This is a genomic window from Streptomyces sp. P3 (genome assembly GCF_003032475.1).
Classification (GTDB): Bacteria; Actinomycetota; Actinomycetes; order Streptomycetales; family Streptomycetaceae; genus Streptomyces.
Genome location: NZ_CP028369.1, coordinates 5,553,647 through 5,568,193, shown reverse-complemented (window position 1 = coordinate 5,568,193; position 14,547 = coordinate 5,553,647). Strand labels below are relative to the sequence as shown.

The window sequence follows — 14,547 nt, the reverse complement described above, 5'->3', positions numbered from 1 at the left end:
GGTGTTGCGGACGGGCGGAGGGGTCAGACGGGCCGGCGCGGGACACCCGGGGCGGGCGCCGTCACCCCGGTGGGCCCCGGGGCCTGTCCGCCGGCCCGGCCCTCGGGACGGGCCTCGGCCGTCTGGTCCAGGAAGGGCGCGTCCGACGGCGACAGTGGCCGCAGGTCCGTCACCCAGGTCGCCTGCGGGTCGAACCGCGCGAAGAACGGCCGCCCGACCACCTCCGGGTCCCTGGCCTGCAGATAGCGCAGTGCGAGCGCGGACTGTCCCGCGACCTCCGTCACGCCGTCGACGACCACCTTGCCGCGGGTGGCGGACATGGACGGGCCGCGCACCGTGCGGGCAAGACCGGTCACGGACGATAGCGCCTCCCGGTAGATCTGCCAGGCGCGGACGAGCGGAACCTCGAAGTACTGGCGCGGGCCCGTGTCCCGCTCCACGAACATGTAGTAGGGCACGGCGTCGAGGGCGACGGCGCGCGTCCACATCTCCCGCCAGACGCCCGCGTCGTCGTTGATCGACCTGACCAGGGGCGCCTGGGTGCGGATCACGGCGCCCGTCGACCGGATCCGCTCGACCGCGCGCCGCACGGGCTCCGGTCGGAGCTCGCGGGGATGCGTCACATGGGCCATCACCGCGAGGTGCCGACCGCGGGCGCGGACCTCCTCGAACAGGCGCAGGAGGTCGTCGGCGTCCTCGTCGTCGGTGAACCGGTACGGCCAGTAGGTCAGGGCCTTGGTGCCGATCCGGATGTTCCTGATGTGCTCCATCCCCGGGGCGAGGAAGGGCTCCAGCGCGCGCCGCAGGTTGTCGGTGCGCATGATCAGCGGATCGCCGCCGGTCACCAGGATGTCGGTGATCTCCGTGTGGTGCCGCAGGTAGGCGGCGAGCGCGTCGGCGTCGTCCTTCTCCGCGGCCATCTTCAGCTCGGGTACCCCGACGAACTGCGCCCAGCGGAAGCAGTAGGTGCAGTACGCATGGCAGGTCTGGCCCTGACGCGGGAAATAGAGCAGCGTCTCCTCGTACTTGTGCTGTACGCCCGAGAGTCGCTGCCCCTGCCAGGCGGGGACGTTCCGGTCCGTCTGGCCCGCCGGATGCGCGTTCAGCCCCGCGCGGATCTCCCGCACGGCGGGCGCGAGACGGGCGGGGCCCGCCTCCTCGCGCAGCAGGTCCGTCATGGTCTTCAGCTCGTCCGCGGCCAGCATGTCGGCCTGGGGAAAGACCAGCCGGAAGACGGGGTCGTCGTGCACGTCGTCCCAGTCGATCAGTTCGTCGACCACGTACTGGTTGGTCCGGAACGGCAGGACCGCGGCCACGGCCCGTAGCTGGAGCTTCGTCTCGGAGTCCGCCCCGCACCGGTCCAGCAGCGCGTCCAGATCGCGTGCCGAGTACGCCCGGAAGCGGGGCGCCGTCACGTCGCTCATCCGTGCCCCTCGTCCTGGCCGGCGGTGCCCGGCACGACCGCGCGGGCGATCTCCCCGGCCGTGGCGGCGGCATGGGACCGCTGCACCAGGGTGAAGTGGTCGGCGCCGGCCACGGTCCGGGTTTCCACCGGCGTGCCCAGTGCCTCCTCCCAGCCAAGGGCCGGGGACGTCCCCTCCGGACGCGTCTGGTCACCGGCGAGCACCAGGGTGAGCCGGGTGTCCCTGAGGCGGGCGCGCCGCATCCGGTAGTCCACGAGCGCGGTGGCGTTGGCGTCGAAGACCGCGAATCTGCGGCGCAGCGCCTCCTGCTCCTCGCCGGCCGCCGGCCGCTCACCGGTGAGCAGCGCGGTGTCGGCCCGCTCGCCGGTCATACGCTCCAGGTCACGAGTGAAGGACGCCACCCGGTCGGCGTCGGGTCCTGCGAAGTGCTCGAAGGCCTTCGAACCCGGCGCGTAGCTGTCCAGGAGCACCAGGGACGCGGTGCGCACCCCCTCGAAGGACAGCTGGCGTGCCATCTCGTAGGCGACGGCGCCACCCATGGACCAGCCGGCGAAGTGGTACGGCCCCTCGGGCTGCACCTTGAGCACCTCGTGGAGGTAGGCGGCCGCCATCTCCTGGACCGAGGTGAAGGCGGTGCCGCCGTCCAGGCCGGGAGAGCGGACCCCGATCACCGTGAACTCGGGGGGCAGTGCCGACGCAACCTCCCGGAAGCACAGCACGTCGCCACCGATCGGGTGCACGAGGAACAACCGCGGTCCACCCGGCATTCCCTGACGCAGCGTCAGCAACAGGTCGCTCGCCTGGTCGTCGGTCTCCTTGCGCAACTCGCGTACCGACGCGGCCAGACGGTCGACGCGCGGCCCCTCGAGGAGCTTGCGCAGCGACAGCGACAGACCGGTCTTCTTGCGGATCCGGGTGAGCAGGATGGTGGCGAGCAGCGAGTGTCCGCCGACCGCGAAGAAGTCGTCGGTGACGCCGAAGTCCTCGTGACCGAGGAGCTCGGACCACATGGAGGAGATCAGGGACTCGGTGTCGTCCCGGGGCGCGACACGCTCCTGGGTGGCCGGGTACGAGGTGCCCCGGAGAGAGGAGCGGTCCAGCTTGCCGTTGGCCAGCAGGGCGAACCGGTCGACGAAGAGGAACAGCGAGGGGACGACGGCCAGCGGCAGCCGCTCGCGCGCGTGCCGGCGGAGTTCCTCCGTGGTCAGGCCGGAGCCCGCGGAGCGCACGACGTAGGCGACGAGCGAGCCGTCCCCCTCCTTGTCCGCCTCCACGTGGACCTGGCGCACCTGTGGATGGGTCGTCAGCTCGGCCGCGACCTCCGCGGGGTGCACCCGGACACCGCGCACCTTGAGCAGGTCGTCGCTGCGCCCCTCGACGTGGATCTCGCCGAAGGCGCCGACCACGGCGAGGTCTCCCGTGTGGTAGACGAGGTCGTCCGGGTCGTCCGACAGCGGGTTGGGGCGGAAGTTCGACGCCGCGCGGGCGTCGTCGAGGTAGCCCAGGGTCCGGTACGGCGTCCGGATGACGATCTCACCGCGTTCGCCGGGGCCGCGGACCGAGCCGTCCGCGCCGAGGACGACCGCCTGGGCGCCGGGCAGCGGGCGGCCGACGGGCACCGGTCCCGCGTCCTGCTCGGCCGTCACCCGGTGGAACGTCTTGATCATGGTCGTCTCGGTGGGCCCGTAGAAGTTGACGACCTCGGTGCCCGGGCCCAGCAGTCGCTCACGCAGTTCCTGGACGAGGCGGCCGGTGAGGGGCTCGCCCGCCAGGCAGAGCAGCCGCAGGTCGGTGAGGGGCGCGGTGGCCCGGTCGGTGTCCCGCAGCCACGACGCCACCACACTGGGTGTCGTGTGGACGACCGTGACGCGCTCGCGCGCCAGCCAGTCCGTCATCCGCGCCGTGTCGTCCAGGGCGCTCGCCGGCGGCAGACACAGAGTGGCTCCCTGGGTGAGCGGTACGAAGACGTCGCGCAGGACCGCGTCGAAGGAGAGCGTGGTGAGCTGCGCCACGCGGTCCCCGGCGTGCACGCCGAACTCCGCCGCCTCCCAGTCGATGAAGTGGTCGAGTCCGCGGTGCGACCCGACGACCGCCTTGGCCTCGCCGGTCGTGCCCGAGGTGAAGAAGACGTACGCCGGTTCCAGGGGCCGTGCCGGGACGGGGCCGAGCGCGTCGTCCGCGCTCTTGGCGAGTTCCTCGAAGGAGAGGCGTCGCACGGTGGCGTCGCCCGGCACCTCCGTCGCGGTCGACGGCTCGGTGAGCAGAACCCGCCGGACGCCGGCCCTGGCCACCATGGAAGCGCGCCGCGGTCCCGGCAGACCGTCGTCCAGGAGTACGGCGGTGGCGCCGGCGCCGAGCGCGGCGACGAGGGCGGCCACGGTGGCGGGGGACTTGCCGCCCAGCACACCGACGCGCTCCCCCGCCCGAAGTTCCTGCGTGGCGCCCGCCACCGCGGCGGCGAGCTGCCCATAGGTCACCTCGCCCTCCGCCCAGGAGACCGCTACGGCGTCCGGGGTGGCCGCGGCCCGGCGCCGGAACCGCTCGGCGACGGGGACGAGGTCCCGGGCGGGGAGCGGCTCGGAGAACGGGTGGCCGGCGCGGCTGCCGGCCAGCGGGCTCGTCGGCTGCTCGGCGGCGAAGCGGAGCAGCCGCGTGAGCCGCTCGCCGAGCGCGGCCACGAACTCGGCCTGGACCGTGTCGGCGTCGTACTCGAAGTCCAGGACGGTGCCGGCCTCCCCGGGGCGCACCACCACGGTGAGGTCGAACTTGGCCGTCGGCGCGGTGCCGGAGCCGTCACCGGCGTCGGCGACCACATCGACGGGACGCAGGAGGGCGGCCTCGCGCGGCATTTCCTCGCGCGGCGGCATCCGCAGCATCACGGAGAACAGTGGGCTGCGGTCCCCGTCCCGGGCCTCGGCGACGGCCTCGACGACCTGCGCGTAGGAGACGTCCCGGTGCCCCGACGCCTCGACGATCGTCGACCTGACCCGGCCGAGTGCCTCCTCGAACGTCGGGTCGCCCGCCATGTCGAAGCGATAGGCGTGGGTCCGGACGAAGAACCCGATGACGTCCTCGAACTCCTCGCGGTCCCGGCCCACGCTGTCGCTGCCGATGACGACCCGGTCCTGTGCCGACGCCCGGGACAGGGCGTGGGCGAGGACGGTCATCATGGCCATGTACTCGGTGGCCCCGGACTTCGCGCACAGCTCGGCGAGGCGGTCCGTCACCTCGCGGGCGACCGGCACCCGCAGCACCCGTGCCTGGTGCGGCCGTTCGCCGGGCGTGGGACGTCCCCACGGCACGTCGGGGCGGGGGGTGTCGGCGAGCAGGTCGCGCCAGTAGGCGAGGTCGGCCTCGGCGCGCTCGCCGGTCGTCCGGCGGGCACGCCAGGCGACGTAGTCGCCGAACTGGAGCCGGGACGTGTCGCCCTCCGGGTACGTGTGCCGGTCGGTGCCGGCGAGCAGCTCGTCGACCTGCTGCGCGACGAGGCTCCACGACACACCGTCACAGCACAGGTGATGGACGGTCAGCCCGACGAGGAGCTCGTCGTCCCCGACCCGGACCGTCCGGACCCGCACCAGGGGCCCGGCGACCAGGTCGAAGGCGGCGGCCGCCGCCTCGGACAGTGCGGCCAGGCCCGACGGCCGGTCGGTGACGGCCGGCAGGGCGGTGAAGTCGACGGCGGCCTCACCCACGTACTGCACGGGGTGCCCGTCGGCCTCGCGGAAGCGCAGCCGCAACGCCTCGTGACGGCGGCACACCGTGAGGAAGGCCGTGCGTACGGCCTGCTCGTCGATGCCGGTGGGCAGCCGGAACACGCCGGCCATGTTGTAGGCGGAGCTGTCCGGGTCCAGCTGCTGGAGGTACCACAGGCCCTCCTGCTCGGGGGAGAGCGGTTGGTCGGCCTCGCGCGCGACGGGCACGGGCGCCGGTTCGTCCCCGGCCCGGGCGCCCTCCTCGAGCGCGCCGTCCACGGCCCGAGCGAGCGTGGCGATCGTCGCCGACCGGAAGAGGGTCGGCAGATTCAGGTCGACCTCGAACGTCCGCCGGATCCGGGCGAGGAGCCGGGCCAGCATCAGCGAGTGGCCGCCGAGATCGAAGAAGTTGGCGTGCCGGGAGGTGATCTCCTTCTTGAACGCCTCGGACCACAGCTCGGCGACGCGCCGCTCCGTCTCGGTCCACTCGCCCTCGTCCGCCGCCTCCTCCGGCTGCGGCTCCACCGTGTCGTCGGGGTCGGGCAGCACGGACCGGTCCAGCTTGCCGTGGCCGGTGAGCGGCAGCCGCTCCAGGAGGACCACGTGGGCCGGGACCATCGCGTTGGAGCCGGCCGCGGCCACGTGCCGCCGTACGGCGGAGGCGTCCACGCCCGCGCCCCGGGTCGGCACGACATAGGCGACGAGGGCGGGACCGCCTTCCCCGGCGCGGACCACGACGGCCGCGTCCTCGACCTCAGGCATGCGGGTGATCACCGCGCCGACCTCGGCCGGGTGGACGCGGACACCGAGGACCTTGACCTGGTCGTCCACCCGGCCGTGGATGTCCAGGTCGCCCTGGGGGCCGATGCGGCCAAGGTCACCGGTGCGCTGTACGAGGTCGGTGGGGTCGTCGGGGTTGAGCGGGTTCACCTCGAAGGGCGGGGCCTCTCCCGCAGCCGGGCGCCAGCTGCCCCGGGTGAGGTGCGGGGTGCGGATCAGCACGTGACCGGGCTCACCGACGCCGCACCGCCGGCCCCGGTTGTTCACCACGAGAAGTTCGGCGCCGTCGATGGCCTTGCCCACGGGCAGGATGCCCGCCGGTACCTCGCCGTCCGGAACGGGGTACCACGATTTGAGGATGGTGGCTTCGGTCGTCCCGTAGAGGTTGACGAACCGCGTGCCCGCGTCGCCGGTCGCGTTCCGCCAGCGGTTGACGAGGCTGCCCGCAAGCGGCTCGCCGGAGAGGCAGACCAGACGCAGCGCCGGGAAGCCCGCACCGCCCGGCTGTTCGGCCAGCAGCGTGGACAACACGCTCGGCACCGTCTGGAGGACGGTCACCTCGTCCTCGCGCAGCCATTCGAGCACTCGTGCCACATCGACGAAGGGACGGTCGGTCGGCGGGAGGCACACGGTGGCGCCTCCGATGAGCGCCGGGAACAGGTCCTTGAAGACCGCGTCGAAGGTCAGCGCGGCCATCTGGGCGACCCGGTCGCCCGCGCCGATGGCAAGGGCCTCCTGTTCCCAGGCGCAGAAGTGGGCGAGCGCCCCGTGCCAGCCCAGGACACCGCGCGGCTCGCCGGTGGTGCCCGACGTGAAGCACACGTACGCGTCCGCGGCGGCGCCCACGACGGGCAGCTCCACGTCCCTCGCCGCCGACTGCTCCAACTCGGCGAGCCGGACCACCGGCGTGGTGCCATGGCCCGGGTCCCACGTCCGGTCGGTGGTGTCGACCAGCAGCGACGGGCGCGCCCGTTCCAGCACGTCACTCACCCGGCCCTCCGGCTGGGTGACGTCGATCATCACCAGGACCGCACCGGCCCGCAGGACACCGAGCATGGCCACGACCGTCTCCGGCGACCGGCCACCACGGACCGCCACCACGTCCCCGGGGAGCACCTCCCGTGCCCGCAACGCCCGAGCCGTCGCGGAGAACCGCCCCACGAGTTCCTCGTACGTGTGGGACCGGGTGCCTCGGACCAGTGCGACGGCGTGCGGGAAGCGGGAGGCCGTGGCCTCGATCAGGGCAGGGACGGTGGTGTTCTCGGCCAGGTGCCGTGACGGCGTCGTCGACGCGGTGGGGTGGTCGTCGGCGTACGTCATCTCAGTGTCAGTCCAATCGTGTGGTCAGGATTGCCCTGCGGGCAGATCAGAGGGCTATCTCGTCGACGTACGCGTCGGGCTTGTCCACCGCGGCCTCGACGAAGGAGGCGAGCTGGCGGGCCATGAGCGCGGCGCGCTCGGCCGAGATACGGCCCCGGGCGTACACGAGGCGGGCCTCGTAGTCCTGGGTGAGCGGGAAGACCTCGAACTTGAGGTCGTAGTGCGTGTGCCGGGGTGGGAACTGGTGGACCCGCACGGTGACGCCGTCGGCCTGCCGTTGCCACGCCGGCATGTTCTGGAAGACGAACAGGTTCTGGAAGACGGGCAGCCGGTCGGCGCCCCGGGCCGATCCGACCTCGGAGACGATGCGCTCGATGGGCACCACCGAATGCCGCTGGCCCGCCACGACGGCGGTCCGGGCGCGGTCCAGCACCTGGGCGACCGTCGCGTCCTCGTCGATCTCCAGACTCTGCGGGACGGTCGTGACGAAGTAGCCGGCCAGGTCGGCGACCCAGGGCGGCGTCCGGTTCGCCATGGGCGTGCCGACGACCACGGTCTCCTGGGCGGAGAGCCGGGCCAGCCATGCCGTGTAGCAGGCGAGCAGGGCCATGAACTCGGTGATGCCGTGCTCGCGGCACAGGCTCTTCAGCCGGGCGGGGAGGTCCGGCGACCAACGCAGCGCGACGCTGTCGGAGGGCACGCTGAGGGAGGGGCCGCGCGGCTCGTCGACCGGCAGGTCGAGCCCGTCCGGCGCGTTCGCCAGCACGGTGCGCCAGTGCCGCAGCGACTCCTGGACGGCGGCCCGGTGCTCCGGGCGGGCCTCCTGCGTACGCTGCCAGGCCGCGTGGTCGACGATCTGCAACCGTGCGTCCGCGGGCCCGGCGTCCGGTTCGGTCAGCAGCCGGCTCAGCTGCTCGGTCAGCAGCGACCAGGTCCAGCCGTCCGCGATGATCTGGTGGGTGACCATCACGAGCAGGTGGTCGGAGGGGCCGAAGGTGACCCCGTGGGCCCGCAGCGGGGGTCCGGCGGCGAGGTCGAACGGCTCGTACGCCGTCTCCTCCACGAGTCGGCGCACGGCCTCGGGATCCGCGGACAGGGCTGTCCCGTCCGTCCACTCCAGGGCCGGGGGTTCCGCGCCCACGACGGCCCGCGGCTCACCGTCCGCGGAGCGGAACGTCGTCCGCAGCACCTCGTGCCGCCGCACCAGAGCGGCGAACGCCTCCGACACCCGCTCGCCGCTCACCCCGGTGATCCGAAACGCGGTGGGGGCGCTCATCGCGGTGCTTTCGGGCTCCAACTCCTGTAGGAACCACAGGCGTTCCTGGTAGCGATTGAGCGACAGCCCACCATCGCGCGGCACGCGCGACGGCACCTTCGTCGTCACGCTGCCTGCGGCGGCGACCAGGGCGCGCAGCCGGTCAAGGGTCGGTTCCGCGAAGAAGTCGGACAGGGCGAGGGTGCCGCCGAACTCGTCGGCGACGTCGGCGAGCAGCCGCACGGCGTGCAGCGACGTGCCGCCCGCGCGCAGGAAGTGCGGCTCGGTGGTGCCGAGCACCCTGGCCCAGAGGCGTTCCAGCGGGTCGGCGCCGGCGGCGGCCTGCCCGCCCGGGTCGGACCGCTCCGCCAGGATCGCGCGCAGCGCAGCGACGTCGGCCTTGCCGTGCGCGGTCTTCGGCAGGGAGTCCACGGGTGTGAGGCCGGCCGGAACCGAGCCGGCCGGCAGGATGCCCAGCAGGTCGTCACGCCATCCGGACCACGGCACGCCGGGGACCAGGACGGCGGCGGCGTCCAGGCGTACGACGCCGGCCCCGTCGACGCGCGTCACCACGACGCACTCGTCCACACAGGGCAGCGACTGCAGGGCGGCTTCCACCTCGCCCAGCTCGATACGGACGCCGCCGATCTTCACCTGGCGGTCGTTGCGGCCGTGGTAGAGGTACGCCCCGTCCGGACGCCGACTGGCCAGGTCGCCCGTGCGGTACATGCGGCGGGTCGGGTCGGCCGGGTGCGGCACGAAGCGCTCGGCCGTGGCCTCGGGCAGGTTGAGGTAGCCACGGGCGATGCCCACGCCGGCGATGCACAGCTCACCGACCTCGCCCGTCGGCACCTGGGTGCCGTCCTCGCCGACGACGAGCAACTCGATGCCGGTGATGGGGTGGCCGATGGGGACCGGCGCCGTGGGCGAGGCGTTGGCGGCGCACTGCCAGTGGGTGACGTCGACGGCGGCCTCGGTGGGGCCGTAGAGGTTGTGGAGTTCGGTGTGGGGCAGCCGCTCGAAGAACCGCCGGGCCAGGGACGGGCCGAGCGCCTCGCCGCTCACCATGACCGAGCGCAGCCGCGGGCAGTCCCCGGGCCGCACCTGACGCAGGAACTCCGTGAGCATGCTCGGCACGAAGTGCGTGACGGTCACCTGGCGCTCCGTCAGGAACCGTGCCAGGTAGCCGGGGTCCCGGTGCCCGTCGGGCGCGGCGAAGGCCAGTTCCGCTCCGGTCATCAGGGGCCAGACGAACTCCCACACCGAGACGTCGAAGGTGTACGGCGTCTTCTGTGCGACCACGTCCCCGGGGCCGATGCCGAAGCGGTCCTGCATCCACCGCAGGCGGTTGACGATCGCGGCGTGCTCGATCATCACGCCCTTGGGGCGGCCCGTGGAGCCGGACGTGTAGATGACATAGGCCAGGTGGTGGGGCGCGGCGGAGTCGATCGGCGGCGCCTGGCCGGGCGCCCGGTGACCGCGGGGCGTCAGGCGCGGCACGCCGCCGTCGGCGAGGGACCACAGCCGGGACGATTCCTCGGTCACGACGGCCGCGGGCGCGGCGTCCCGCAGCAGGCCGAGGATCCGCCGGTCCGGGTCGGTGGTGGACAGCGGCAGCCATGCCCCGCCCGCCCGCACGACCCCGACGATCGCCACGGCCAGGTCGACGGAGCGCTCCAGTTGGAGCGCCACGACCCGATCGGGCCCTGCTCCCGCCGCCACGAGCGCCTCGGCCAGGGCGGCCGAGCGGGCGTCGAGTTCGCGGTACGTCAAAACCTGTCTGTCGTCGGAGACCGCGCGCGCGTCGGGTGTCCGTCGGAACTGCTCGACCAGCACCGAACCCAACGACTGCGGACCGGTACGACACACGGTGCTGTCCCCTTCGTGAATACCCTGCCGGCGCGCGGACCAAGATCGCCCCGGCGATGCACGACACGGAACTGTGGCACGTCAGACGCCATTTAGGAAGATCTTTATTTGGTCAAGGAATCTTTCCTTGCGTTGATCAACTGGTGATGTAATCTGCCTCAGTCCCGCCCGGCGGCAACCTGCCGCGCCAGGGCGGATGTTGACGTGTCGGCGTAGAGCTGTACCGACTCTGGAAAGGGTGTTGACGGTGTGTGGACTCGCGGGCTTCGTCGGGCCACGACCCGATTCCCGGGGGGCGCGCGAGACGCTCGACGCCATGAGCGCGGCCATCGGACACCGGGGACCGGACTCCACCGGATTCCACGTCGACGAGACCGTGGCGTTCGCGTTCACCCGGCTGGCGATCAACGACCTCGGGGCCGGCGACCAGCCGATGTACGACGAGAGCCGGCAGATCGTCGCCATGACCACCGGCGAGATCTACAACTACCGCGAACTGCGTGACCTCCTCGTCGACCGGGGCCACACGTTGCGCACGCGCTGCGACACCGAGGTGATCCCGCACCTCTACGAGGAGTTCGGCCGCGACTTCGTCAGCCGACTCGACGGGCAGTTCGCGGTCGTTCTGTACGACCACCGCGAGCAGCTCTTCATCGGCGCCCGCGACCACTTCGGCGTCACGCCGCTGTTCTACGCCCACCAGGGCGGCCAGTTGATCTTCGGCTCCGAGATCAAGGCCATGCTGAAGCATCCCGCGGTGCCGCGCCGCGTCGACCTCGTCGGCCTGGACCAGGTGTTCACCCTGCCCGGTCTGGTGAGCCCGCGGACGATGTTCGAGGGCGTCCACAGCGTGCCGCCGGGCACCGCCGTCGAGTTCCGCCCCGGCGACCGGCCCAAGCTCTGGACTTACTGGGACCTCGCATACCCGCGCGCCGACGCCGACTTCGAACACCACGACGAGTCGTACTACGTCCGCCGGGTCGAGGACCTGCTGGTCCGTTCGGTCGAGAAGCGTCTGCAGTCCGACGTGGAGGTCGGCCTCTACCTGAGCGGCGGCCTGGACTCCTCCCTGGTCGGCGCGATCATGCGGCATCTGATGCCGGACGCCGAGATCCAGTCGTTCGCGGCGGCCTTCCCCGAGCGGGAACTCTCCGAGAGCGACTACCAGCGGCTGATGAGCGGGGTCCTCGACACGCGCCACACCGAGCGCTTCGTGCACGGCGAGGAGATCGCCTCCCGGCTGCGCGCGGTCGTACGGCACACCGAGTGCCCGCTGAAGGAGTCGTTCAACTCGGCCGCCCACGCGCTGTCCGAGGCCGTGCACGGCGCCGGGGTCAAGGTGGTGCTCACCGGACAGGGCGCGGACGAGCTGTTCGGCGGCTACATCGGCTACCGCTTCGACCAGGTCCGGCGCACCCAGGCCGCGGGCGGCGTCACCGACCTGCGGGAGGCCAAGCTTCGCGAAGGCCTTTGGGGGGACGAGAACTTCTTCTACGAACGCAACGACGCCGGATTCCGGGCCACGAAGGCCGGGCTCTACTCGGCGTCGGTGCGCGAGCGGCAGGACGAGATCGACTGCCTCGGCCACCCGTTGATCGACCGTGAGCGCCTGACCGGCCTGCACGATCTGCACCGCCGTTCCTACCTCGACCTCAAACTCCGGCTGGCGGACCATCTGCTCGGCGACCACGGCGACCGCATGGTATTCGCCAACTCGGTGGAGTCCCGCCATCCGTTCCTCGACCGGGAGCTCGTCGAGTTCCTCGCGACCGTGCCACCAGAGCTGAAGCTGAAGGGCCTTGAGGAGAAGTACCTCCTCAAGCAGGTCGCCCGGGACTGGATTCCGCGCCGGATCGTGGACCGTGAGAAGTTCGGCTTCACCGCGCCGGGCAGCCCGCACCTGATCCGGCAGGACGACCCCGCCATCGAGGCCCTGCTGTCCCGCGAACGCATCGAGGCAGACGGCTACTTCGATCCGGACCGCGTGGAGCGGCTCGTCCGTGAGTACGGCACGCCCGGGTTCCGCATCAACGTTCCCTTCGAGACCGACCTGTTGATGACCGTACTCACCTTCAACCTGCTCCTCGACCTCTACGATCTGCCCGCATACTCCGCCTGACGGCAACTCAGGCGGGTGCCGGGCAGCCCTGTCCGAACCACATTGCCAGGGGGACAACGGATGCCGCCGACCGATCCGACTCACAGCATCACCGAGCGACTCAGCCGCTCCCTGTCCGGGCCGGAGGGAACCCTCGCCCTGGCCCGGATGCAGGTGCTGGGACGGCCCGTCGAGCGCTCGACGGAGCTGACCGCGCCCACACCGTCGGGAACCGAGGTGGCCGTGTGGCGGCTGACGGACGGGCAGTTGCGCCGGGACACCGGCCGCCAGAACGAATGGCGCTACTGGGCCGACCGGCCGGAGATACCCCTGCGCCTCGGACACCGCCGTATCGCGGTGCTCGGGGAGTCCGCGACCCGCGGCTACTTCTTCGACCCGGCGTACTCGCTGGCCGGCCTCGTCGACACCGCCCTCGACGGCACCGGCGTGGACATCCTCGACCTCGCCCGCACCAACTGCTCCCTGACGGAACTCCTCAGGACCGCCGCCGAAGCCCTCGCTCTCGGCGCCGATGCCCTCGTGGTGCACGCGGGGAACAACTGGAACAACGTCGACCCGACGCCCATCGAGCGCCACGAACTGGCTCTGCTGCTCGAAGAGGGCGGCTTCCCGGTGGCCGCGGCGTCCTTCCGGGATCTCGTCACCGAGGTCGCCGCGAGCGCGCTGGACCTGCTGCGCGAACTCGCGGGGGACGTCCTGGTCGTCCTGGTCGTCCCGGAGTTCAACCTGGGCGACTGGACGGACGAGCCGATCCTCGACTGCCCCGCCCTGCCCGCCGGACGGATGCGGCGCTGGCTCCGTGCCCGGGACGAGGCCGAGCGGGCTCTGCGGGACGGCGACCTCGCCGGCGCCCGTACGCTCATCGCCGAGATGACCGGGCTCGACGGCGGCTCCAGCCCTGTCTCCCACCGCCTGGCCGCACACTGCGCGGCCTCGCCCGACGAGGCGCTCACCGCGCTGCGGGCGGCCAAGGACGCGGTGGTCAGCCCCTTCGCCATCCACTCCCCGCGCACCCTGGCTTCGGTGCAGGAGGTGATGCGCCGCAAGGCCGTCGAGGCCGGGTTCCGCCTGGTCGACCAGGCGGCGCTGTTCCGGGAGGGCGACGCCGGCGCGCCCGGTCGCCGGTACTTCCTCGACTACTGCCATCTCACCTACGACGGTCTGCGTGTCACGGCCCTGGCCGTGGCGGAGACCCTCGGGGCCGCTCTGGAGCTGCCCGAGCGACCGGGCGCCGACGGCGTACCGGTCCGGGCCGCCGCCGACCGGCTCGCCCTGGCGCATTTCCTCGCCGCCGTGCACAACGCCCACTACGGTCAGTCCGAGGACGTGCTGCGCCATCACCTGAACCGAGCGCTCGACGCCGACGCCTCGGTCGCCGACCGGTTCGAGGACTACCTCGACTACCAGACGAGGATCGCCCCGAACTGGATGTGCTCCTCCTACGAGCGCTCCACCCAGGACCCGGCGTTCAGGCGCTACATGGTGGTCGGCGACGGCCGGCTCAACGGCAAACTGGCGGACCACGGCCTGCGGGAGGTCATGCTCGACGCACTCGAGAGCAGGGGCGTCCCGGCGCGCCGGCGCTACGAGGACCTGCTCGTCGCCGAACACTGCGGCGGCACCGACCTGCTGGCCGACGCGAACCTCGCCACCACGTTCAACGAGCGCCGCGACGCCGGCGTCGGCCCGCGGACGGCATACCTGCGGGCGAGTTCCCCCCGCACCCGGTCCACCCTGGTCGTCGACGAACCGGCCCCTGTCCTCCTCGAAGTGACCTGGCGGCTGCCGGGCGAGGTCCCCGCCGAGTCGGTGTCGGTCGCCGTGAACGGACACGAGGTGGGCACGGCCGAGGTGGGCACGGCGTGGGCGACCTGCGAGTTCACCGTGAGTCCGGACGTCCTGCGCCGCGGACGCAACACCGTCGAGATCCGCTGGCCGGAGGGGGGCGACGGCACCGACACGCTCGTCGCCGGGGCGCCGGCCCGCCTGGAGTGCGGCGAGCACGTTACGAGTCATCCGGTCCACGGCCACGTCCACGGCTGGTCGGCGACCCGGGTCGTGCCCGCCGCGGTCTGACCCCCCGCC

The 14,547-nt window shown here is 72.4% G+C and carries 5 protein-coding genes; 2 read left to right on the top strand and 3 right to left on the bottom strand.

Going from position 1 to position 14,547, the window contains the following annotated elements:
- Positions 1-23: 23 nt before the first annotated feature.
- The 3 genes from C6376_RS24600 to C6376_RS24590 are packed head-to-tail and all read right to left on the bottom strand — an operon-like array spanning position 24 to position 10,343.
- Positions 24-1,424, bottom strand: coding sequence for a KamA family radical SAM protein (locus C6376_RS24600; protein WP_216825606.1), 1,401 nt, complete (start codon positions 1,422-1,424; stop codon positions 24-26).
- Complete coding sequence (locus tag C6376_RS24595) at positions 1,421-7,219, bottom strand: non-ribosomal peptide synthetase (protein ID WP_107445426.1); 5,799 nt, start codon at positions 7,217-7,219, stop codon at positions 1,421-1,423. Before C6376_RS24595 ends, C6376_RS24600 begins: the two co-directional genes overlap by 4 nt.
- 46 nt (positions 7,220-7,265) lie before the next feature.
- Entirely contained in the window at positions 7,266-10,343 is a 3,078-nt protein-coding gene (locus tag C6376_RS24590; RefSeq protein ID WP_107445425.1) for a non-ribosomal peptide synthetase, read from the bottom strand.
- Between the two features lie 196 nt (positions 10,344-10,539).
- On the opposite strand from C6376_RS24590, the gene asnB reads away from it, so the two are divergent.
- Both asnB and C6376_RS24580 read left to right on the top strand, forming a co-directional pair.
- Positions 10,540-12,462: an asparagine synthase (glutamine-hydrolyzing) gene (gene asnB / locus C6376_RS24585; RefSeq protein ID WP_107445424.1), complete on the top strand. Its 1,923-nt coding sequence runs from the start codon at positions 10,540-10,542 to the stop codon at positions 12,460-12,462.
- 60 nt (positions 12,463-12,522) lie between these two features.
- The gene (locus C6376_RS24580) at positions 12,523-14,538 is read left to right on the top strand and encodes a hypothetical protein (RefSeq protein ID WP_107445423.1); all 2,016 of its coding nucleotides are present in this window, start codon (positions 12,523-12,525) and stop codon (positions 14,536-14,538) included.
- The last annotated feature ends 9 nt before the right edge of the window (positions 14,539-14,547 follow it).